The sequence below is a fragment of the Nocardioides turkmenicus genome, assembly GCF_011045035.1.
In the GTDB taxonomy this organism is placed as follows: Bacteria; Actinomycetota; Actinomycetes; order Propionibacteriales; family Nocardioidaceae; genus Nocardioides; species Nocardioides turkmenicus.
Window position 1 is genome coordinate 35,256 of sequence record NZ_JAALAA010000002.1, and the last position, 21,310, is coordinate 56,565.

General features: G+C 69.4%; 19 protein-coding genes. 11 read left to right on the top strand and 8 right to left on the bottom strand.

Annotated features, from left to right (window positions below):
* The first annotated feature begins 27 nt into the window (after window positions 1–27).
* The 3 genes from G5C66_RS02370 (at window position 28) to G5C66_RS02380 (ending at window position 2,360) form a co-directional block, all read left to right on the top strand.
* Window positions 28–753 (top strand): PaaX family transcriptional regulator C-terminal domain-containing protein, encoded by a 726-nt coding sequence (locus tag G5C66_RS02370; protein WP_165109367.1) that lies wholly within the window; start codon window positions 28–30, stop codon window positions 751–753.
* Window positions 754–855: 102 nt separating this feature from the next.
* On the top strand, window positions 856–1,980 hold the full coding sequence (locus G5C66_RS02375) for a Fic family protein (protein ID WP_206443650.1): 1,125 nt from the start codon (window positions 856–858) through the stop codon (window positions 1,978–1,980).
* Window positions 1,981–2,141: 161 nt separating this feature from the next.
* Window positions 2,142–2,360 (top strand): amphi-Trp domain-containing protein, encoded by a 219-nt coding sequence (locus G5C66_RS02380; protein WP_165109368.1) that lies wholly within the window; start codon window positions 2,142–2,144, stop codon window positions 2,358–2,360.
* Between the two features lie 10 nt (window positions 2,361–2,370).
* On the opposite strand, the gene G5C66_RS02385 is transcribed toward G5C66_RS02380, so the two are convergent.
* Window positions 2,371–3,318 carry a 1,4-dihydroxy-2-naphthoyl-CoA synthase gene (locus G5C66_RS02385; RefSeq protein WP_165109369.1) on the bottom strand — a complete coding sequence of 316 codons (948 nt, stop codon included), beginning with the start codon at window positions 3,316–3,318 and terminating at the stop codon, window positions 2,371–2,373.
* A 73-nt stretch (window positions 3,319–3,391) separates the two neighbouring features.
* Here G5C66_RS02385 and G5C66_RS02390 point away from each other — a divergent pair, with 73 nt between their 5' ends.
* The 4 genes from G5C66_RS02390 to G5C66_RS02405 all read left to right on the top strand — a co-directional run bounded on the left by G5C66_RS02390 (window position 3,392) and on the right by G5C66_RS02405 (window position 5,283).
* Entirely contained in the window at window positions 3,392–3,772 is a 381-nt protein-coding gene (locus G5C66_RS02390) for a MerR family transcriptional regulator (protein ID WP_165109370.1), read from the top strand.
* Window positions 3,769–4,104: a thioredoxin gene (gene trxA, locus G5C66_RS02395; protein WP_165109371.1), complete on the top strand. Its 336-nt coding sequence runs from the start codon at window positions 3,769–3,771 to the stop codon at window positions 4,102–4,104. The genes G5C66_RS02390 and trxA overlap by 4 nt, the downstream gene beginning before the upstream one ends.
* 46 nt (window positions 4,105–4,150) lie before the next feature.
* Window positions 4,151–4,600, top strand: coding sequence for a nitroreductase family deazaflavin-dependent oxidoreductase (locus G5C66_RS02400; protein ID WP_165109372.1), 450 nt, complete (start codon window positions 4,151–4,153; stop codon window positions 4,598–4,600).
* Between the two features lie 71 nt (window positions 4,601–4,671).
* Window positions 4,672–5,283, top strand: coding sequence for an ACT domain-containing protein (locus tag G5C66_RS02405; protein WP_165109373.1), 612 nt, complete (start codon window positions 4,672–4,674; stop codon window positions 5,281–5,283).
* Between the two features lie 8 nt (window positions 5,284–5,291).
* Here the strand turns inward: G5C66_RS02405 and recD are convergent, their stop codons facing one another.
* The 4 genes from recD to G5C66_RS02425 form a co-directional block, all read right to left on the bottom strand.
* Window positions 5,292–7,049, bottom strand: coding sequence for an exodeoxyribonuclease V subunit alpha (recD, locus tag G5C66_RS02410; RefSeq protein WP_165109374.1), 1,758 nt, complete (start codon window positions 7,047–7,049; stop codon window positions 5,292–5,294).
* Window positions 7,046–10,321, bottom strand: a complete 3,276-nt coding sequence (locus tag G5C66_RS02415; protein ID WP_165109629.1) for a UvrD-helicase domain-containing protein — start codon at window positions 10,319–10,321, stop codon at window positions 7,046–7,048. The genes recD and G5C66_RS02415 overlap by 4 nt, the downstream gene beginning before the upstream one ends.
* A 2-nt stretch (window positions 10,322–10,323) precedes the next feature.
* Window positions 10,324–13,710 (bottom strand): exodeoxyribonuclease V subunit gamma, encoded by a 3,387-nt coding sequence (gene recC, locus G5C66_RS02420; protein ID WP_165109375.1) that lies wholly within the window; start codon window positions 13,708–13,710, stop codon window positions 10,324–10,326.
* A gap of 63 nt (window positions 13,711–13,773) precedes the next feature.
* Window positions 13,774–14,415, bottom strand: a complete 642-nt coding sequence (locus G5C66_RS02425) for a hypothetical protein (RefSeq protein ID WP_165109376.1) — start codon at window positions 14,413–14,415, stop codon at window positions 13,774–13,776.
* Window positions 14,416–14,436: 21 nt separating this feature from the next.
* Between G5C66_RS02425 and G5C66_RS02430 the strand changes: the two genes are divergently transcribed.
* Together G5C66_RS02430 and G5C66_RS02435 are read left to right on the top strand one after the other, a co-directional pair.
* Window positions 14,437–14,934, top strand: a complete 498-nt coding sequence (locus tag G5C66_RS02430) for a hypothetical protein (protein ID WP_165109377.1) — start codon at window positions 14,437–14,439, stop codon at window positions 14,932–14,934.
* Entirely contained in the window at window positions 14,931–16,316 is a 1,386-nt protein-coding gene (locus G5C66_RS02435) for a hypothetical protein (protein ID WP_165109378.1), read from the top strand. Before G5C66_RS02430 ends, G5C66_RS02435 begins: the two co-directional genes overlap by 4 nt.
* Window positions 16,317–16,367: 51 nt before the next feature.
* Here G5C66_RS02435 and G5C66_RS02440 read toward each other — a convergent pair whose 3' ends face one another.
* From G5C66_RS02440 to G5C66_RS02450, 3 genes are all read right to left on the bottom strand, one after another.
* Window positions 16,368–16,865, bottom strand: coding sequence for a PGPGW domain-containing protein (locus G5C66_RS02440; protein WP_165109379.1), 498 nt, complete (start codon window positions 16,863–16,865; stop codon window positions 16,368–16,370).
* Window positions 16,866–16,924: 59 nt separating this feature from the next.
* Window positions 16,925–17,299: a DUF805 domain-containing protein gene (locus G5C66_RS02445; protein ID WP_206443652.1), complete on the bottom strand. Its 375-nt coding sequence runs from the start codon at window positions 17,297–17,299 to the stop codon at window positions 16,925–16,927.
* Window positions 17,300–17,465: 166 nt separating this feature from the next.
* On the bottom strand, window positions 17,466–19,307 hold the full coding sequence (locus G5C66_RS02450) for a phosphoenolpyruvate carboxykinase (GTP) (RefSeq protein WP_165109380.1): 1,842 nt from the start codon (window positions 19,305–19,307) through the stop codon (window positions 17,466–17,468).
* A 331-nt stretch (window positions 19,308–19,638) separates the two neighbouring features.
* On the opposite strand from G5C66_RS02450, the gene G5C66_RS02455 reads away from it, so the two are divergent.
* Window positions 19,639–20,100, top strand: coding sequence for a hypothetical protein (locus G5C66_RS02455; protein ID WP_165109381.1), 462 nt, complete (start codon window positions 19,639–19,641; stop codon window positions 20,098–20,100).
* Window positions 20,101–20,136: 36 nt separating this feature from the next.
* The gene (gene argJ / locus G5C66_RS02460; RefSeq protein ID WP_165109382.1) at window positions 20,137–21,285 is read left to right on the top strand and encodes a bifunctional glutamate N-acetyltransferase/amino-acid acetyltransferase ArgJ; all 1,149 of its coding nucleotides are present in this window, start codon (window positions 20,137–20,139) and stop codon (window positions 21,283–21,285) included.
* The last annotated feature ends 25 nt before the right edge of the window (window positions 21,286–21,310 follow it).

The following is a 21,310-nucleotide window of genomic DNA, read 5'->3' on the forward strand; positions in this document are numbered from 1 at the left end:
ATAGTTGTTGCATGAGAGGATGCGCAGGTGGCTACCGCGCGCGACGAACTGGCTCCGCTCTCCGCCCGCTCCACCATCCTGAGCCTGATGCTCGGCGCGCACCCGAACCCGCTGACTCCCGCCGACCTCGCCCGCGCGGGCCAGTTCTTCGGCATCGCACCAGCGACGGTGCGGGTCGCGGCGGCACGTGCGGTCAGCGACGGCGACCTGCGGCGTACCGACGCCGGCTACCGGCTCGGCGAGCGGCTCGTCCAGCGGCAGGCCCACCAGGGCGAAGCGGTACGCATGGCCGACACGCCCTGGGACGGCTCCTGGGAGATGGCCATCGTGGTCGCGACCGGGCGCCCCGGTCCCGAGCGCGCCTTCCTGCGTGACGCCCTCAAGGCGCACCGCCTCGCCGAGCTGCGCGAGGGAGTCTGGACCCGGCCGGCCAACCTCCAGCGCCCGCGCTTCTCCGACCCGGTGCTGCGCGACTTCACCGCTGTGCCGGACCTGGATCCGGCCGACCTGGCCGCATCCCTGTGGGACCTGGCCGGATGGACCCGCGAGGCCGAGCATCTGCTCGAGCGCCTGGCCGCGACCGCCCAGCCCGCACTCCGGCTCGCCACCGCGGCAGCCATCGTGCGGCACCTCAGCGCCGACCCACTGCTCCCCCGCGAGCTCCGCCCGGCGGACTGGCCCGCCGCAGCCCTGCGCGAGGCCTACCGCGCCTATCAGCGTGAGCTGAGCGAGCTCGCCGCGCTGCCACACTGAGCACCCCGGGGCAGGGCGCATCGGCGTCATCCGCGCCCAGTGAACGCCCGGCGGACGCGGCTGCACCTATGTCTCTTATTAAGTGACAAACGCCCCGACCTCGTGGACCAGCAGGTCATCGACGAGATCCACGACACGCGCGCGTCCCTCGCGGACTACCTGCGCGCGCCTCGACGTTGGAACGGGCTGCTGCGACGTACCTCCACTGCCCGCGCCATCCAAGGGTCCAACACCATCGAGGGCTACACCGTCAGCGAGGAGGACGCCGTGGCCGCCGTGGACGACGAGCCGCCGTTGAGCGCCGATGAGGCGACATGGCTCGAGATCATCGCCTACCGCCGTGTTCTCACCTACGTGCTCAACGTCGCGACCGAGCCAGGCTTCGTGATCGATGAGGCAGTCCTGCGGTCGATGCACTTCATGCTGCTCGACCATGATCTGTCCAAGGCTCCCGGTCGCTACCGCACGAAAGAGATCTTCGTCCGCGACGACAGACGCGACGTCAACGTCTACGAAGGACCCGACTGCGCTACAGTCCCCGAGCTGATGCGTGAGCTGTCGCGATCGCTGGCAACCCCCACCACCACGGACGATCCCTTGGTCCGCGGCGCCATGGCACACCTCAACCTTGTGATGATCCACCCGTTCAAAGACGGCAATGGGCGCATGGCCCGAGCGCTGCAGACGATGGTTCTTGCTCAAGACCAGGTGGTGGAGCCGACCTTCTCGAGTATCGAGGAGTGGCTCGGCAACAACACCCAGGACTACTACGACGTTCTCGCAGCCACGGGGCGCGGCTCGTGGAACCCCGCCAACGACGCGACGTTGTGGGTGAAGTTCAATCTCCGCGCCCATCACATGCAGGCTCAGACGATGCGGCGACGGTTCGACGAGGCCGAGACTCAATGGCGCAGACTCGACGCACTCCTCGACGGCTACAAGCTCCACGACCGCGTCGGGGCCGCTCTCTTCGACGCTCTGATCGGCCTCCGAGTCACGAGACCGTCCTATGTGAAACTCACCGGGCTCGACGAACGGACCGCGACGCGTGACCTGGTCAATGCCGCCGAGGCTGGCCTGCTGGAACCACGTGGCGAACGACGGGGGCGACACTACGTTGCCGGCGAACCACTGCGTCGGATCCACGAGGAGATCCGCTCGCAGCGGGCACCGCTCGCCGACCCGTACCCAAGCCTCCTCAGGGAGATCCGCCGAGCACTCCCCTAGGCCTCGTCGGTCGTGTAGGCCAGGCACGTGGGTTGGAGACTCCGGCTGTTCGTCTGCACGTCACGCATTTGTCGGTCGGTCTCCGTGTCAGCGCGGGGTAGGTTGCGATCGTGCCGTCTGCCGGACGCTCCGCGTCTCAACGTCAGAACAAGGAGTTCAGCATGGACCTGATGGAAGTCACGGAACAGGCTAGGTTGCGTCGTGAGGAAGCAGCGGCGCGCCTGCGTGCCTTGGCCGACGCGCTCGCCAGCAACAACGAGGTCGAGTTCGAAAGAGAAGGACTGCGCTTCAAGGTGCGCGTACCTGACGAGGTCGACTTCACGCTCGAGATCGAGATCGGGGACGACGAGCGCGAGCTCGAGATCGAGCTGAAGTGGTGACCGGGGCAGATCAGTAGTACCAGGGGTAGGGCGACCAGTCGGGGTCGCGCTTCTCCAGGAACTGGTCGCGGCCCTCCTGCGCCTCGTCGGTCATGTACGCCAGGCGGGTGGTCTCGCCGGCGAACATCTGCTGGCCGACGAGGCCGTCGTCGAGGAGGTTGAAGGCGTACTTCAGCATCCGCTGGGCCGTCGGTGACTTGCCGTTGATCTTGCGACCCCACTCGAGCGCGACGTCCTCGAGCTCGGCGTGCGGGACGGCGCGGTTGACGGTGCCCATGCGTACGCCGTCCTCGGCCGAGTACTCCTCGGCGAGGAAGAAGATCTCCCGGGCGAACTTCTGGCCGACCTGGCGAGCCAGGTAGGCCGAGCCGTAACCACCGTCGAACGAGCCGACATCGGCGTCGGTCTGCTTGAAGCGGGCGTTCTCCAGAGAAGCCAGGGTGAGGTCGCAGACGACGTGAAGGGAGTGGCCACCGCCAGCGGTCCAGCCGGGGACGACGCAGATGACGACCTTCGGCATGAAGCGGATCAGCCGCTGGCACTCGAGGATGTGCAGGCGGGCGAGCTTGGCCTTGTCGATCGGGGTGGGCTCCTCCGCGCCGGTCCGGCCGGCGGCGTACGCATCGGTCTCCTCGTACTGGTAGCCGGCCTTGCCGCGGATGCGCTGGTCACCGCCGGTGCAGAAGGAGAACTTGCCGTTCTTCTCCGAGGGCCCATTGCCGGTCAGCAGGACGCAGCCGACGTCCGCGGAGGTGCGGGCGTGCTCCAGCACGCGGAGGAGCTCGTCGACCGTGTGCGGCCGGAAGGCGTTGAGCACGTCGGGGCGGTCGAAGGCGATGCGTACGGTGCCGTGCTCCTTGGCCCGGTGATAGGTCAGGTCGGTCAGATCCTCGAAGCCCTTCACCACGTCCCAGCGGGTCGGGTCGAACGTGTCGGAGACTCCCTCGATGGCGCTCATGGCCCTGAGGTTATCCGGACCGGCGATTGCAGGCTTGACCTTGCCCCCAGGGGCAAGGTCTACCGTCGTACGCGTGCAGATCAAGGAGCTCGCGGATCGGGCCGGCGTGACGGTGAAGGCGGTGCGTTACTACGAGTCGCGCGGGCTGCTCACGCCGCGACGGTCGGGCAACGGCTATCGCGACTACGCCGAGGTGGACGTGCAGGTGGTGCGGGAGATCCGCGCCCTGCTGTCGCTCGGCCTCACCGCCGAGGAGACGCTGCCGTTCGTCGACTGCCTGCGCGCCGGCAACGACCGTGCGGACGTGTGCCCTGCCTCGCTCGAGGCGTATCGGCAGCGCATCGCCGAGATCGACCGGCGGGTCACCGAGCTGACCGCTCTGCGCGGTGAGCTCGCCGGGCTGCTGCACGAGGCCGAGTCGTACCGACCGAACCCAGAAGGAGAGAAGCGATGAGTCAGACCGCTGTGATCGAGGACATCACCGATGCCCGGTTCGTCGACGAGGTACTCATGTCCGACACGCCGGTGCTGGTGGAGATCTGGGCCGAGTGGTGCCCGCCCTGCCGTCAGCTCGCACCGATCCTCGAGAAGATCGCCGCCGAGCGGGCCGGGAGCCTGCGGGTGGTGAAGCTCAACCAGGACGAGAACCCGGCCACCTCTGCCGACTACCGGGTCATGGCGGTGCCGACGATGCTCCTCTTCCGGGGCGGGAAGCCGGTGCTCCAGATGGTCGGCGCGCGGCCGAAGTCGCATCTCGACCGCGAGATCGACAAGGCCCTCGCCTGATCCGATCCTCTCGGAATAGCCACCGTCCCGTGGTGTTGTAGTGGGCATGACCGAACTGCAAGGCGAGTACATCCCGAGCACGGCCGACTGGGTGCGCGAGCAGGTTGCCGCGTTCGAGGCCTCCAACGGCGCCGAGGCCAACGTCCTCGAGCGCGATGGCAAGCCGATCATCCTGATCACCAACCGCGGCGCCAAGACCGGCGCGATCCGCAAGACGCCGCTGATGCGCATCGAGCGCGACGGGCGCTACCTCGCGGTGGCGTCCTGGGGCGGGTCCGACAAGAACCCAGCCTGGGTGGCCAACTTCCGCAAGCACCCCGAGATGGTGCTCCAGGACGGCGGCACCAAGAAGGCGTACGTCGCCCGCGAGCTCTCCGGGGCCGAGCGCGACGAGTGGTGGGACTATGCCGTGAAGACCTGGCCGACGTACGGCGAATACCAGCCCAACACGTCCCGGATCTTCCCGCTCTTCCTGCTGGAGCCGGTCGCCGAATAGCCCGTCAGTTGACCGGTGTGTAACCGGGACAGTGCGACGGCTGTCGGTTCACGACGCTAGGGTCTATGGCCATGCCGTTCCTGCTACGCGTCGAGCTGCCCGATGTCCCGGGTTCCCTCGGTCGCCTCGCCTCCGCCATCGGTGAAGCCGGTGGCGACATCGAGGCGATCGAGATCGTCGAGAAGAACAAGGCCGAGGGACTCGCCGTCGACGACGTTCTTCTCGAGACCTCTCCGGGCACCATGCCGGACTCCATCGTCTCGGCGTGCAACGAGCTCGACGGCGTGCACGTCGTCTGGATCTCCCGCTACGCCGCCGGCGGCAACCTCTTCCTCGACCTCGAGGCGGTCGAGGACCTCACCGAGAACGCTCACGAGGCCCTCGACCGGCTCGTCGACGTGCTCCCCCTGACCTTCCGTGCCGACTGGGCCATCCGCGTCCACCGCGTCAAGGGCATCGCCCGCTCCACCGACGGAGCCCCCGAGAACGTCCCCTTCATCGAGCTCGACCGGCCCGAGCGGATCGAGGTCGAGGGCGAGGACGAGAACATGTTCGCCGGCGCCCGCATCGACGGCAACGAGATCGTCATCATCGGCCGCCGCGGCGGTCCCGACTTCCTCGACTCCGAGCTCGCCCGGCTCGGTCACCTGGCCTCCCTCGCGACCTCGATCGCGCGGTCCTGACCGCGCGACTACTCGTGGCCGAGGCGCTGGCGGAGGCCGGAGGCGCGCTGGGCGCGGTGGGTGATCGCGGCGGTGACGGCGTCGGGTGTGCCGACGATGCGTACCCGCTCCTGGGCGCGGGTGACCGCGGTGTAGAAGAGCTCGCGGGTGAGCAGGGGCGAGTCGTCGGGTGGGAGCAGGACGGTGACCGACCTGGCCTGGCTGCCCTGGGACTTGTGGACGGTCATCGCGTGCAGGGTCTCGATGTCGCCGAGGCGTGAGGGCGCGTACGTCGCGCCGCCGGCGATCGCGACCCGGAGGTCCCCGGCGGCGTCCTGATAGGTGACGCTGGTGTCGCCGTTGAAGAGGCCGAGGCCGTAGTCGTTGGCGGTGACGAGGACGGGGCGGCCGGGGTACCACTCGTGGCCCCAGCCGATGCCGAGCGGCTCGCCGGTGGTCTCGGCGAGGCCGCGCTCGACCTGCCGGTTCCAGTGGGAGACGCCCCAGGGGCCGTCGCGGTGGGCGCAGAGGAGGCGCGACTCGTCGAGCATGCGTACGCAGCCCGCCGCATCGCCCGCGAGGGCGGCCTCGTGGAGGGCGACGGCGTGGGTGACCAGGTCGCGTTCGACGCTCGCCATCGCGGTCTCATCAGCCGGGTCGACGAGCTCGACCGCGGGGTCGCCGGACTTCAGCACGTCGAGCGCCGCGTCGGCGTCGCCGTCGCGCAGGGCCGCGGCCAGCGCGCCGATCGCACCGCCGAAGCGGTGGGTTGTACGGAGGGCTGCGACGGCGTCGGGCGAGCGGACGGCGAGACCGGCGACGAGGTCGGAGAGCACCGCCCCGGCCTCGACGCTGGCGAGCTGGTCGGGGTCGCCCACCAGGATCAGCCGGGCCTCCGGACGCACCGCCTCGAGCAGCCGGGCCATCATCGTCAGCGACACCATGCTCGTCTCGTCGACGACGATCACGTCGTGCGGCAGCCGGTTGGTGCGGTGGTGCTTGAACCGGGTCGAGGATCCGGGCCGCCAGCCGAGCAGCCGGTGGAGCGTCGACGCGGTCAGACCGTTGAGCCGGGCGCGATCGGCCTCGGTGAACTGTGGCGCCCGCTGGGCACCCTCGACCGCTTCCTGCAGTCGCGCGGCCGCCTTGCCGGTCGGCGCGGTCAGGGCGATCCGCAACGGAGTCGCGGACTGCTCGGTGAGCAGCGCCAGCAGCCCGGCCACGGTCGTGGTCTTGCCGGTGCCGGGACCACCGGTGAGCACGGTCGTGGACTGCCGGGCGGCGGCGAGCGCGGCGTCGCGCTGCTCGGCGTAGCCCTCGCCCGGGAAGAGCCGGGCCGCGGTCGCCTCGAGCAGGGACTCATCGGCCACGGGACGGAGTGAGGCCAGGCGGGCGAGCAGGTCGTCGCGTACCTGTCCTTCTTCGCGGTGGTAGCGGTCGAGGTAGAGCAGGCCGTCCTCGACCTGCACCACGGACTGCTCGGCCAGCGGGCTGTCGGCGACGGCCTCGAGCCAGCCCGTTGCGGCCGGCCAGGGCAGCGTCTCCTCGGTCTCCCGCAGCGCGGCCAGGTCGACGCACACCGACCCGTGCCGGACAGCGCGGACCGCCAGCGCAACCGCCAGGCGCACCTCGTCGCGCTCCTCTCCGGCGAGCGCGGCGGCGCGGGTCGCGACATGCACGTCGGCGGCGGTCAGCACGCCTTCCTTGTTGAACGACTCCAAGAGGCCGGTCGCGGACCGCGCCAGGCGGGCGTCGAAGGGGTCGTCGGACTCCCAGCGCTCGATCATGCTGTCGTCCCTCCATCCAGCAGGTCGGACAGGGCGACCGCGAGGGACGCGGGCGGTTGCCAGGTGAAGACGCCGGTCGGGATGCCGTCGACGACGGGGGTGTCCGGGCCGAGCATCCCGCGCACGTAGAGATAGAGCACGCCGCCGAGGTGCTTCTCGGGGTCGTAGCCGGGCAGGCGCCAGCGCAGGAAGCGGTGCACGACCGCGGAGTAGAGCAGCGCCTGCAGCGGGTAGTGGGAGTGCAGCATCGCCTCGGCGAGCTTCGGCTGGGTGTAGTCCATCGCCTCCACGCCCAGGAAGTTGGTCTTGTAGTCGACCACGACGAACCGGCCGCTCGGCAGCCGCAGCACCACGTCCACCGAACCGGTCAGATAGCCCCGCAGGGACTGCTCACCCAGGGGCGGCACCTCCAGCCGGTCGGCGTAGGTCACCATCGGGTCGTCGGCCGGAAGATGAGCCCGCAGCAATGGCGCGAGATCGCTCAGCCGTACGTCCGGCGCACCCGGCCCGCGCCTGTCGCCGCCGGCCAGCGGGATCTCGAAGTCGAGCTCGCGCAGCCGATCGCGCAGCGGGATCCGGGCCAGTGTCAGCCCGTCGGCCAGCGGACCGAGCGGGGTCAGGTTGAGCGGCAGCATCGCGGTCGCCAGCTCCTCGGCGGAGGCCGGGACCGGCCACCAGCGCAGCTGCTCGCGGGTCGTGGTCAGCAGCTCCTCGCCGAGGTCAGGTGCCTCCGGGTCGGTGTGCTCGAGCACGGCGTGGACCAACGAGCCGAACCCGGCGCCCTTGGGCAGCTCGGCCATCGGCGAGAGGTGCTCCTCCGGCACGTCCGCCTCCACGAGGTCGACGTCCTCGGCGACGGGCTCGTCGTCCTTGCCCTCGACCTCCGGCTCCGAGGTTGCCGCGACACCCTCGTCGACCCGGATGAGCCCCGAGTAGGACGTACGCCGCCACTCCGCGTCCACCTCACGGGTGAACGCCCGTGCGGCAAGTGTTCCGGCAGGCGATGGCCGCGGCGTCGCGACCGCCGTTGCCACGACCGAGGGCTCGGCGGTGGGCCCGCCCATCTTCTCGATGAGTCCGAGCACCCGCTCGGCGTAGGCGTCGTCGAAGACCTCCTGCGACGCCGGCACCGCGGTGACCCCGGGCTGCCGTCCGAACAGCAGCCGGTGCAGTCCGCCGGTGGCGGTGTTGGCCGTCGGCGCCCACCACGCGACGACCTGCGACTGCGCCCGGGTCAGCGCGACGTACAGGTCTCGGAGCTCCTCGCCCAGCTCCTCCTCTTGGTGACGGGCCAGGTGTTGCGCCCACTGAGCGCCAGTGCGGGTGACGTCGATCGTGCGCTGCCCGTCGGCGTCGTGGAAGCGGGCGACCTCGGGATCGCGCACGAAGAAGTCGTAGGCGAAGGGCAGGTAGACGACCGGATACTGCAGCCCCTTCGAGCCGTGCACCGTCACGATCTGCACCGCCGCGGCGTCCGAGTCGAGCCGCCGCGGCCGCTCGGTCGCCGCGGATCGCCTCCGCTCGTCGCGGAACCAGGTCAGCAGCGCCGGCAGGCCGAGCGAGTCGCGCACGGAGATGTCGTGGAGCAGCTGCCCGAGATGACGTACGTCGGTGAGCAGCCGCTCCCCGTCGGTGCGCCGCAGCACCCGCGCGGTGAGCCCGCGCTCCTCCGCCGCCTCGATCAGCGCGGCCACACCCCGGCCACGCAGCAGCAGCGCCCAGCCACGCAGTGTGTCGGCGATGCGCGAGGTCAGCGCCTCGCCGCCCGCGTCGAGCTCGGTCGCGGTGTAGCCGAAGAACACGCTCAGTCCGGCCGCGCGCACCAGCGGCGCCCGGTGGGGCGAGTCGAGCGCCTGCAGCAGCGCGAGCCAGTCCTCGCCGGCGGGGGTCAGGAAGACGTCGCCGCCGCCGGCCATCACCGCCGGGATGCCGTGCTCCTGGAGGATGCGCTGGACCAACAGCCCGTGGGAACGGATCGCGACGATGACGGCGATGTCACCGGCCTGGACCGGCCGGTCGCACCAGGTCGCTCCGGAGCCGAGCAGCTCGGCGATGTCGGCGGCGAGGTCGCGGGCGATGTGGTTGCGGGCGTCGCCGGCTGTGATCATCTTGCCGCGGGTGAGCTTGAAGCCGGCGCGGCCGACCCTTCTGATCCGGAACGGTGACAGATGCGGGGCGCCGACCAGCCGGGACCCGGCGTGATGGGCCTTCACGTCGTGGACGACGATCTCGGGCGAGCCGAGCGCCGCGCCGCGCAGGACCACCTGGAGGCTGTCGACCAGGGGCGCGTCGCTGCGCCAGTTGGTGTCGAGCGTCGCCTGCGTCTCGGCCGTTCGGGCGGCGGTCAGATAGGTGAAGACGTCGCCACCGCGGAAGGCGTAGATGGCCTGCTTCGGGTCACCGATCAGGACCAGGGTGGCGTGGCCCTCGAAGGCGCGCGAGAGCACCTGCCACTGCACCGGGTCGGTGTCCTGGAACTCGTCGACCAGCACGATCTTCCACCGCTGCCTCATCCGTGCCCGTGCGGGCGCGGAAGGATCCTCCAGCGCGACCGCGAGCCGGGAGAGCAGGTCGTCGTAGGAGAGGACGCCGCGCATCTGCTTGCGTCGGTCGACCTCGTCCCGCACCGCTTCGGCGAACCGCACCCGGGCACCGGCCACCGGGTCCTCTTCCGGCGCCGGAGCGATCCGCGACTGCGGGTCCTCGACCGCGGTGCGCGCCAGCCCGAGCGCGTCGTCGCGGTCGAACGGCGGACGCTCGCGCGCCTCACCGAACCACTTCAGATAGAGGTCGTCGACGACCTCCACGACCAGCTCGTCCAGCGACTCGACCAGCTCGGCGCCGGCGTCGGTGTCACCGGCCACGCCCAGCGACCGCAGCACGAGCTGGCAGAACTGGTGGGTCGTCGCAATCGTGGCCCCGTCGAACGAGGCGAGCGCGTCGCGCACGCGCTCGTGGCGTACGCGAATCTCTTCCTCGGGCACGTCCAACAGCAGGTCGAGGTGGGCGTCGAGCGGGCTCGGCCGCTGTCCGGCGACCGCGGCTGCGAAGGCTCGCTCGGCCTCGACGAGGTGGGATCGCACCCGGTCGCGCAGCTCCTGCGAGGCGGCGCGTCCGAACGTGATCGCCAGGATCTCGTCGAGCGTCGCCTCCCCCTCGACGACGTAGCGGGTGACCAGCGCGCCGATGGTGAAGGTCTTCCCGGTGCCGGCCGAGGCCTCGATCAGCGTCGTGCCGGTCGGAAGAGGCCCGGTCAGGTCGAATCCGTCCATGCTCACCAGCTCCCCTGCTCAGCCTTGAGCAACGGCGACCAGACCCGCATCGCGAGCGCACCGAAGCGGGAGGTCTCCCCGTCGAACTCCTCGCCGGGCTCCGGAGGATCGCCCAGCCCCGGGATCCCGGACCCAGCGCCCCAGGCCCGCACCTGCTCCACGTCGGACTCCTCGCCCTCGTAGCGTCCGTCGTTCCACTCCCATCCGGCCTTGTAGAGCGCGTCGTCGACACCGGCCTGGGTGCGGCGCTGGCGGGCGTAGGCGAGCGAGGTCTTCAGCGGCAGCGGGAGCGGCGCGGAGAGCCCCTTGTCGCGCAACCGCACCAGGTCACGCAGCACGTCGAGCGCGGTGTGATCGAGCGGCCCGAGCTGGGACAGCCCGAACGGCGTACGCGACCTGGAGTTGCCCGGCCGGCCCAGCGTCCAGGCGCTCCACGCCCGGTCCTCGTCGGAGGCGGCGAGCGCGACCAGCTGCACCCACGACTCGATCCGCTGCTTGGCGCCCAGGCGGGAGTAGGTCACCGGGACGAGTCGGTCCCCGTAGACCTGGGGGACGGTGCCGGTCAGCCGGCGGCCGTCGCCGAGATCGACCTCCACGTCGACCGCTCGCGCCTGGCCGGTGGAGATGCCCGCGTGACGCACCCGCAGCGCCTCGGCCGCGATCGGCTTCGCCTTGGTGATCACATCGGTGAGGATGCGCCAGCCGAGCCACTTCGGCGGGAGTACGCCGCGCCGCCACTCCTGCTGGGTCGCCTGCTCCTCCGACATCCCGGCGAGCAGGTCGTGGAGCAGCCGGTCTCCCACCGACCACTGCCCCAACCCGTCGAGCTCGACCGGCAGCGCGTCGGAGAGCGGGTCGTCGTCGCGCGGCAGCGCCAGCTCCAGGCGGTCGCGGAAGAACGCGCGCACGGGCGCGCGGTAGAAGGCCAGCAGCTCCTCGAGCGTCACATCGCCGGCGGTGCTCGGTCCCAGCGGCGCGGGCAGGAGCTCCGGCGGCTCGACCCGGTCCGACACCGCGGCGACAGCACCGGCCTCGGCCGACCTGTCGAAGGAGAAGGGGTGTCCCGCCACCAGCGCTCCGGGCGTCAGGTTGCGCGGGTCGAACGGCTGCAGCGGATGCCGGGTCGTCACGGCCTCCTTGACCGGCCTGCCGTCTGCGGTGACAGCGGTCGCGTCGAGCGCGTCCAACAGCTCACCGAGCGGCACCGCGGGCGGCCGCGGCTGACCCGAGTATTCGTTGGCGCCCGTGTAGGTCACCACCAGCGTCTCGGTCGCCGCCAGCAGCGCGTCGAGGAACAGCTGCCGGTCCTCGCTGCGCAGGTCGCGCTCCCCCGTCTGCGGATCGCGCGCCAGCAGGTCGTCGCCGTCGGTGACCCCGACCCGCGGGAACACCCCGTCGTCCATGCCCAGCAGACACACCACGCGATGCGGCACCGACCGCATCGGCACCAGTGTGGACACGGTCAGCGTGCCGGTGCGGAAGTTGGCGCGCGTGGCCCGCCCGGCCAGCCGCGCCCCCAGCAGCGCGCGCACGTCGGGGAGCCGCAGCTCGTCCACCTCGTGACCTCGGGCGTCGTCCCGGACCCGGGACAGCTCCCGGGTCACCTGGCCCGACTGCCACTCGTCGTTGGTCGAGACCGACGTCAGTCCGGCGACCCCCTCCTCGATCACCTTCAGCCAGTGCTCGAGCGGATGCACCCCGGCCAGCTCGTCGGTCACCCGCTCCAGCCGATCGACGAGCTCCGCGAACTTCCCCGCCAGCTCGACGCTGCCGCTGCCGACGTCGTCCAACGGCAGTGTCGTGTCCAGCCAGGTCGCCGAATCCTCGGACATCGCCACTCCGGTGAGGATCCGGTCCATGCCGAAGCGCCAGGTGTTGGCGACGTACGTCTCCAGCCCGAAGGGCTCGCGGTGCTCCGCGTCGAAGCCCCACCTGATCCCGGCGTCCTTGGCCCACTCCTCGAGCTGTTCCAGCGCGTCGTCGTTGAGCCCGAACCGGCGCCGCACCGGATCGAGATGAGCGAGATCGAGTACGTCGCTCACCCCCGCCCGGCCGCCGGCCAGGTCGAGCAGCCTGGTGGCCACGTCCAGGAGCGGATTCGTACGCGTCAGCGACCGGTCCGCCAGCTTGACCCGCAGCCGGTGAGCCGGGTGCCCGGTCTCGCCGATCACCTCGCCCAGCCCGAACCCGGCCTCGATCAGCGGCGCGAAGGTCTCGATGTCGGGGCACATCACCAGTACGTCCCGCGGCTCCAGCGTCGGGTCGTCCTCGAGCAGGCCGAGCAGCACCTCCCGGAGCACCTCCACCTGCCGCGCCTCGCCATGGCAGGCGTGCACCTGGATCGAGCGGTCGCCGGGATCGAGCACCCGGCTCGCCGCCTCGCCGAGGGTGTTGCCCCGGATGTCCTCCTGCAGCCAAGACAGCAGTCCCCCGCTGGTCGAGCCGCGAGCGCCAGCGAGCGTGTCGAGACCAACACAGTCGTCAACGGCCGCGAGCCGCGCGAGCCCGCGCTGCAGCTCCCGCGTATCCCGCCCCAAGGTGGCCAGCAGCGGATGACCGACCGCGTCGTGCGACCTGTCGGCGGTGCGGGCCACCGTCCCGCTGAGACCCGCAAGCGCGTCCCACAGGGCCTCGGAGGGATGCGGCAGCCACAGGTGCACCTCCCGGTGCTCCCCCAGCGCCGCGACGAGCTCGACGTCGGTCGCGGACAGCCGGGTGTGCCCGAACAACGAGACCCGCTCCGGCAGCTCGAATGCCGTCGGGGTCTGCCTCAGTCTGGCCACCGTGGCCGCCTGCCGCTCCACCGGCGTCGGCCCGCCGACCAGCTCAGCGACTGCCCGCCACAGCGGCGGCTGCCACGCCAGGTCCTCGGCGATCTCGCCGCCGAGCCCGTCCGTGTCCCGCCCCGCACCCCAGTCGGCGACCACCGCCGGCCGCTGGTCCGCGTACGCCGCCAACAGCCGCGCCAGCCGCCTGGCCAGCGCCAACCGCCGCCCCCGCCGACGTACGCCTTCCTCGGTCGCGTCCCCATGCCCGAGATGCTGCGCGAGCGGCCTTGCCCACGGCTCGTCCAGCGACGCGTCGATCGCCGCCAGCACCGGCCAGGTCAGCAACTCGGGCACCCAAGGATCCTCGTCCCCCGTGCCCGCGATCTCGGCGAACAGCGACCACGGCGACCGGAAGTCCACCCCCGCGCAGATCCCGTCCGACCGACCTTCCGCGGCCCCCAGCCGATGCGCCAGCCGCTGCGACAACCACCGCTCCACCCCCCGCGCCGGCACCACCACGACCTCGGTCGCGAACGGATCCCGGAGCGGCACCGACAACAGCTCGCCGAGCGAGTCGGCGAGCAGATCGGTCCGCGGCGCGCGGTGGAGATGTACGACCACAGACCGCAACCTATCGGGCACCGCCGACAGTGATCCTCAGGGCTCCGCGGCGCCCAACTGGTCCTACGCCTTAAACGTCGGCATGACCTGGTTGATCCACCCGTCAATCTGCTTCTGGGTGGCGAGATCAGGGTTGAAGGACCACGCGACGGAGACCTCGACATCGCCTACCAGCGCTCCGTAGAGGTCATAAGTCTGCGCCTCGCCGGATCCTCGAATGTGGAAGAACGTGGTCCCTCCAAACGTCACGTCCTTCAAACGCTCGACTTTCGAGTAGTCCCCGATGACGTTGTCGCGACTCGTCGTAGCGAGCTCGTCGAGCGAGAGCGCAAGCGACGATCCGGCGTTGAAGATGCCGCGCCCAGCGCGATACCCCTGCTCGTCCTTCGGCGAACCCATGACGTAACTGACGCCATCCTCCAGACTGACAGACCAGTCCGGAGGAGCCTTGAACTGCATCCCTTCCAGTTCCGCGACCTTCCACTCCGAGGCAGGCTCTGTCGAAGTGGTTTCGCTCGGCGAAGCGGCACCACTTCCCGTCGGCTCAGTGCCGGACGGATTCTCATTGCCGCAGGCCGTCAGGCCCACGCCTAGAGCAGCCAGAGCAGCCAGAGCAGCCATCGACTTAAACAGGGGGTACGTCCGAGATCGGCTCATGCCGGAGAGCGTATCGGCTTGCTGGGGCAATGCTGTTCCGGTCGACACCCCGTGGGGTCTCCTGTTTACTTGGAGCAACATCCGGAAACACTCGGGAGGCTGGCGATGACTGGGTCGCGCTCAACCGGGGTCAACAAGCCCCTCGTCAACAAGATCAAACAGGTTCTCATCGACGACACTGTCAAGGTCGACAAGATTCACGTCGACAAGCCTGGCGCTGGCACGTTGGGCGGGAGCAAGACCGCTGAGACCCTTGAGACTCTCATGAACTTGGCGACGGAGCGGATCAACTCTGCCCTCTCAGAGACATCCAAGGCCATGGTTGCTTTCGTCGATGGTCTCGATGACGCCGTCCGGGCCGTCGAAGACGCCGACGAGGACGCTCGGAAGGCCTTCGACAACCAGATGACGACTGCCGTGGACCTGATCAGCCAGCCATTCTTCGACAACCTGGCGAAGGATGCGAGGCTGAATCTGCCTGACGTGAACCTTCCGTTCTTCCCAGATCTCGGCGCGATCGAAGAAGCGGTAACTAGGTCGAAGTTCGGCCAGGATGAGGAGGGATGACCGACATGGGTCCTAGAGGCGCGATGATGAACGTCTTGAAGCAGTACGTGGCCACCGCCAATCCAGAGGAAGTCGAAGCGCGGCTGAACGACTGGGAAACCGCAAAGCGCACCTTCGAAGAACTCGCCCGCGATCTCGACCTTGCGGCCAGGCGGGTGCCAGAGGCATTTGAGGAGACTTCTTACACCGCAAGTGCGGCCCAGGAAGCGTTCAGAACCTCGGCAACCAAGCTGACGAACAAGGTTCAACAGCTCACTGCTGCCATAGACGCTCTCTCCCAAGCGCAGACCACGACACGGAACGCCCAGAAGACCCACGAAAAGCTCGAACAGACGCTTTCTTTCGAACCTGTCTCTGCGCCAGACGCGTCATCGTCAAAGTATGCCCAGTCCGGCCCTGGCATCGATTCGGCTCAGGCGGTTCAGAATCAGAAGGCTCTGCAAGCCGATCGCAATGCGTACAACGCTCAGCAGGCGGCGATCGCAGACGCCGAGGCGGCCGCGGCCAAACAGATCGAGGTCGTCGATCAGCAGAACTACACCTCGCAGCCCCCTGTTCGTGCGCTGACCGAGGAGCCCGGCACTCCGAACGATCCCGCCCCGCAGCCTCCCTCGTCACCCGGCTCCTACAGCGCCATCGCGGCGTCCCAAGCCCGGATGGCGAAGTACAACTCCGGCACGCTCTACCCCGAGGGCTGGGGCCACGAGCTGATCGCCCAGGAGAAGGCGAACATCGAGGCGGCGAAGGCTGAGAACATCCCCGAGTGGAACGGCACGCAGTGGGTGAACGCCGACGGCTCGCCGGCGCCGTCGACGTCGTACGCGATGGTCGAGACGGCTGATGGTCTCGCGCCGCTCGCGGGCGGTGCGGGTGGCATGACCGCGCTCGCGATCGGCGGCGGTGGGGCTCTGCTCGGTGCTGGTGTGGCGAAGGCGCTTGCCAGCAAGTTCGCTGCCGGAGCCTCGGCGAAGGCCGCGACGGCGGGTGCGACGTCGAGGTCTGCGGCCGCCCGGGCCGGTGCTGCCGGTGCCCGCGCGAGTGCTGGCGCAGGCGCTGGAGCGCGCGGGGCCGGAGCAGGCGTACGTGGCGCGGGCGCCGGAACAGGTGCCCGGGGTGCCGGGGCAGGCGCAGGCGCGCGCGGGACCCGAGGCGGTCCGACCGGCGCGGGCAGCCGGGCCGGGCGCGGCGGAGTCGGCGGGGCCGGCGGCCGCGGCGGCAAGAAGAACGACCGGCGCAACGGTCAGGACCAGGACTGGCAGGCCGACTACAGCGACGACTGGACCGAGAGCGCCAGCGACGTTCTGGACCCCAACGCGTCCCGCGGCTGGACCCCGAGCACTCCTCAGGGCGACGAGACCGGCAAGAACGGCCGGAAGGCCTAGCACTACGCGAAACCGGCCGTCGGATGAATCCGACGGCCGGTTTCGTGTACGTCAGGCGACCTTGTTCATCTCGCCCGTGTGCTCGATGTCCTCGTCGAGCTGGTGGCGAGCGTCGGGGTGGCCGTGGAAGTGCTTGTAGGAGTAGCCCAGGACGGCGAGAGCGATGATGCAGGAGCCCAGCAGCGTCACGCCGGTCCACTCACCGCCGAGGAGCCACAGCGAAGCCTCGAGCGGCCACCAGTGCGGCGCGGGCGGCCTGATCAGGAAGACGACGCCGACGGCACCGATCGAGAGCGCTCCGAGCGTGGACAGGATGATCCGTGGCCAGGTCTCGACGCCCTCGGCGGCCCCGCGCAGGGCCCGGAGGCGGACCGGCTCGACGTAACGGCGAGCCCACGCGTACTGACGAGAGAGCACAGCAAGCCCACCGAAGAGCATCAACAGCCCCGGACCCGGCAACACCATCGCCGCGATCCCGGCGACCACGAGCAGCCAGCCGAGGGTCTCCAGGGCGAGCCGCTTCGCTGCGGCTCCTGCGAGGGACTTCATGCCAATAGCCTGCCATTCCGGGACAACCCCGAGAACAACCAGGGGAATCTTACGAGGGGTCATGCGGCCAGGTCGTACTTGACACCCTCAGGGCTCGGGAAGGTCAGCCAGAGGACCGCGAGGACGATGTCGCCGATGATCGGTACGACCAGGATCAGCTGCCACCACCCCGAACGGTTGATGTCGTGCAGCCGTCGGGCGCCGAGCGCGATGGTCGGCACGAACGCGACCAGCGCGTAGAGACCGATCACGAGGCTCACCACGTCGTTGCGTGCCAGCACGAGGACGATGAGCAGCAGAAGGTTCACGAGCATCGGCCAGAGCAGCTCCGTGCGGCTGGCGCGACCCGAGAATGTCGCGTACTTCTTCCAGAACCGCGCGTACGCCTCGGTGATCGAGGCAGCACGAAGCGGCTGGTCAATGGGGATCGTCACGGGCAGGAACCTTAGGTGGGCGGGATCGGCCGCGTAAATGTCTGGCCGGGCATCTGTTCCAGATCAGTACAAAGTTCATCTTCCCGTAGGAAACGGACGCAGACGGAAACATGAAGAGGCGGCGTACGGAACGAAATCCCGTACGCCGCCCCCGGCTGTGGCTCGATCAGGCCTGAGCGGCCTCGTCGATGGCAGCAGCGACGCGCTTGTGCGCCTCCCAGATCTCCTCGGGCAGCTTGAACTGCTTGAGGTGCTCCTCGCGGAAGCCCATCTCCTGCTTCCAGCGGGCGAGGTCGAGGGAGAGGATCCGGTCGAGGTCCTTCTGCGGCAGGTCGAGTCCGCGCAGGTCGAGCTCGTCCTCGGTCGGGATGATGCCGACGGGGCTCTGCTGGCCCTTGACCTCACCCTTCTTGAACTGCAGCAGCCACAGCAGCGCGCGCACGTTCTCGCGGTAGCCGGGCCACAGGAAGTGACCGTCCTCGGCGTCGCGCTGGAACCAGTTGACGTGGGCGAAGACCGGCTTGTCGGTGGCCTCGCCGATGATCTTCAGCCAGTGGCGGGCGTAGTCGCCCTCCTCGTAGGCGAGGAACGGACGCATCGACATCGGGTCGTAGCGGAGCACGCCCTCGAGGCCGTCGGCCGCGGCGGTCGCCTCGGCACCCAGGGTCAGGCCGTCGTAGACGCCCTCGGCCACGTCGGTGATCGCACGGATCAGCGGCTCGCGGTCACGGGTGCGGCCACCGAAGATGATCGCGTCGATCGGCACACCGGCGGCGTCGTCGAAGTCGGGCGCGGCGTTGGGCACCTGCGAGATCGGCGTGGTGAACCGGGAGTTGGGATGGGCCCAGGGCTCGCTCAGCTCGTCGTCGATCCGGTCGGCGATGCGCTCGCCCTTCCAGTCGATCCAGCCGTCGAGATCGTCCGGGTGGTGCTTGGTGAGCCCCTCCCACCAGACCTCCTGGGTCTTCTCGTTGTAGGCGACGTTCGTGAAGATCGCGCCCGAGCCCGGCAGGATCGCCTGGATGGCGCCCGGGTTGGTCTTCTCGTTGGTGTCCTTGGCGACACCGAAGACGCCGTTCTCCGGGTTGAAGGCGCGCAGCTTGCCGTCCTCGCCCACCCAGATCCAGGCGATGTCGTCGCCATAGAAGGTGACCTCGTAGCGCTCACCGAGGGCGTCGGGCGAGAGCGTCATCGAGAGGTTGGTCTTGCCGGAGGCCGAGGGGAAGCCGCCGACGACGTGGAACTCCTCGCCGGTCTCCTTGTCCTTGATGCCCAGCAGCAGGAACTGCTCGGCCAGGAACTTGCCGGAGGCGCGGCCGTCGTAGCAGGCCTGGCGCAGGCCGTGGGCGATCTTGCCCAGCAGCGCGTTGCCGCCGTAGGAGGAGCCGAAGTGGAGGATCGTACGCTGGTCGGCGACCGTCGCGAACAGACGCTGGTCGTCGTCGGTCCCCTGCCCGAGGTTGGGCAGGTCGCCGGTCACGTGCACGGCACGGACGAACGAGTTCGGGTCCTCGAGGTTGTTGATGTAGTCGATGCCGACGCGGGCCATCCGGATCATCTGCTGCACGACCGGGCGGCTGTCGGTGAGCTCGACGCCGGCGGCGTAGGCCTCGAGCGGGCTGCCCGCGGGAGCCATCAGGTAGGGGATGACGTACATCGTCTTGCCCTTGGAGGCACCGGTCATCCGCTCGGTGAGCGTCTTGACGGTCTCGTCGGCCGGCTTCCAGTTGTTGTAGACGCCCTTGTCCTCCGGGTTGGAGGTGGCGACCACGGTGCGCTCCTCGGAGCGCGCGGTGTCCTTGCTGTAGGAACGGCTGTAGTAGCGACCGCCCGTCACCGGGAGCAGTTCACCAGCCTCCAGCGACTCCTGGAGGAGCCGCTCGTCGTCGGCCGCGCTGACAACCTCGATCCGCTCGGCTCCGGTCACCCCTGCCCAGTAGGAGACATACTCCCGCACATGAGGATTCGTCAGCCCCGCCTCATCGAGGACCTTGTCCACGTCAACCATTCCGACACCCTTCAAAGTTTCGCCGATTGCAGGCACGTTACCCCAGTTGAAGAGGCCTCCAACCGGGGTACCGTGCACCAGAGTGGGTCATCGGTCACGGGCCTGGACAATTGATCGATCCAACTGCAGGCGATGTTCCGATAGCCGGTCCCGAGACCCCCGTGACCCCCATGTCTAAGTGAGAAACGCCTCATTTCGGAGGTCGGTCCGTAATGTGGATGTGACGCCCAAGTCGCATGGTGACACGAATTACATCTAAGGTTTCGCGGGTGATCCCCCAACACACTTCCGTTGAATTGTTTCAATTCCTGCGCGGTCCAGAGGTCGGCTGATGGACCTCGTTCTCGGGACCTTCGCCGCGTCCTTCACCGGAGGACTCTTCCCCGTCATCAACTTCGAGACCTACCTCGCGGTGGCCGCCTCGAACCTGACCTTCTCGGCTCTCATCCTCGCCCTGGTGGCGGGAATCGGCCAGACCAGCTCCAAGGTCGTCTGGTACTACGCCGGCCACGGCACCACCTCCCTCCCCTTCGTCCGCAAGAAGATGTCGTGCGAGAAGTGGCAGCGGCGGATGGAGAAGTGGGAGCGACGTACGCAGGGACGACCCGCCTACGCGGGCGGCCTGCTCGCCGTCGCAGCGCTCAGCGGCCTCCCGCCGCTGGCGATCCTCGCGGTCGTCTACGGCTCGCTCAAGGCCAACCTGATGCTCTTCGTCGGGATCACGTTCGTGGGTCGCGTACTCCGGTCCTGGATGATCCTCGAGGCGGCGGCGTTCGCCTGGTTGCGGACATAGGGCCTGCAAGGCATCGACTGGTTCTAGGCTGTGCGCATGCCTCAGCCAGCCGGATTCGTCGGAGTCACCGCCAACCTCGGTCTCAAGGAGGGCGCTGACGACTTCGCCGTCGTCGCCGCCCCCTCGGGCCGGGTCACGAGCGCAGCGGTCTTCACCCGTTCCCGCTTCGCCGGCCCCTCGGTGCTGCTCTCCCGCGCCTCGGACCTCTCCGCGTTCCGCGGCATGGTGACGATCTCGAAGAACGCCAACGTCGCGACCGGCCCGACGGGCGAGGCCAACGCCCTGGAGGTACGCCGCCGGGCGGCCGAGATCGTCGGGGTGCGCCCCGAGGAGCTGCTGGTCGCGTCGACCGGCGTGATCGGTGTGCAGTACCCGATGGACGTGCTCACCCCCGCGCTGGAGAAGCTCGTCGGCACCGCCGGCGAGGCCGACTTCGAGGCCGCCGCGGCGGCGATCATGACGACCGACACGATCGCCAAGATCGAGACCCGGACCGTCGGCGGGGCGACCATCGTCGGGATCGCCAAGGGCGTCGGGATGCTCGAGCCCGACATGGCCACGATGCTGACCTACTTCTTCACCGACGCCGAGGTGCCCGCCGCCGAGCTCGACGCGGCCTTCCGCCGGGTCGTCGACCGCACCTACAACGCCGTCTCGATCGACACCGACACCTCGACCTCCGACACGGCGGCGATCTTCGCGTCCGGTGCGGCGGGCGCGGTCGACCTCGCCGAGTTCGAGGCGGCGCTCTACGACGCCGCGCTCGCGCTGGTGAAGAAGATCGCCTCCGACGGCGAGGGTGCCTCCAAGCTGATCACGGTCTCGGTCACCGGCGCCCGCGACGACGCCCAGGCCAAGCGGGTCGGCAAGGCGATCGTCAACTCGCCCCTGGTCAAGACCGCGGTCCACGGCGCCGACCCCAACTGGGGCCGGGTCGCGATGGCCATCGGCAAGCTCCGCGAGGAGACCGACATCTCCCCCGAGCACGTCCGCATCGCCTTCGGCGGCACCGAGACCTACCCCGCCCAGGTCTCGGCAAATCTATTGGCGGATTTGTCGACTTATCTGTCTGGTGAAGAGGTCTCGATCGAGGTCGACCTCGGCATCGCCTCGGGTGAGTTCACCGTCTACGGCTGCGACCTCACCGACGGCTACATCCGCATCAACGCCGACTACACGACGTAACAGCCGCTCGCTGGTCGAGCCGCAA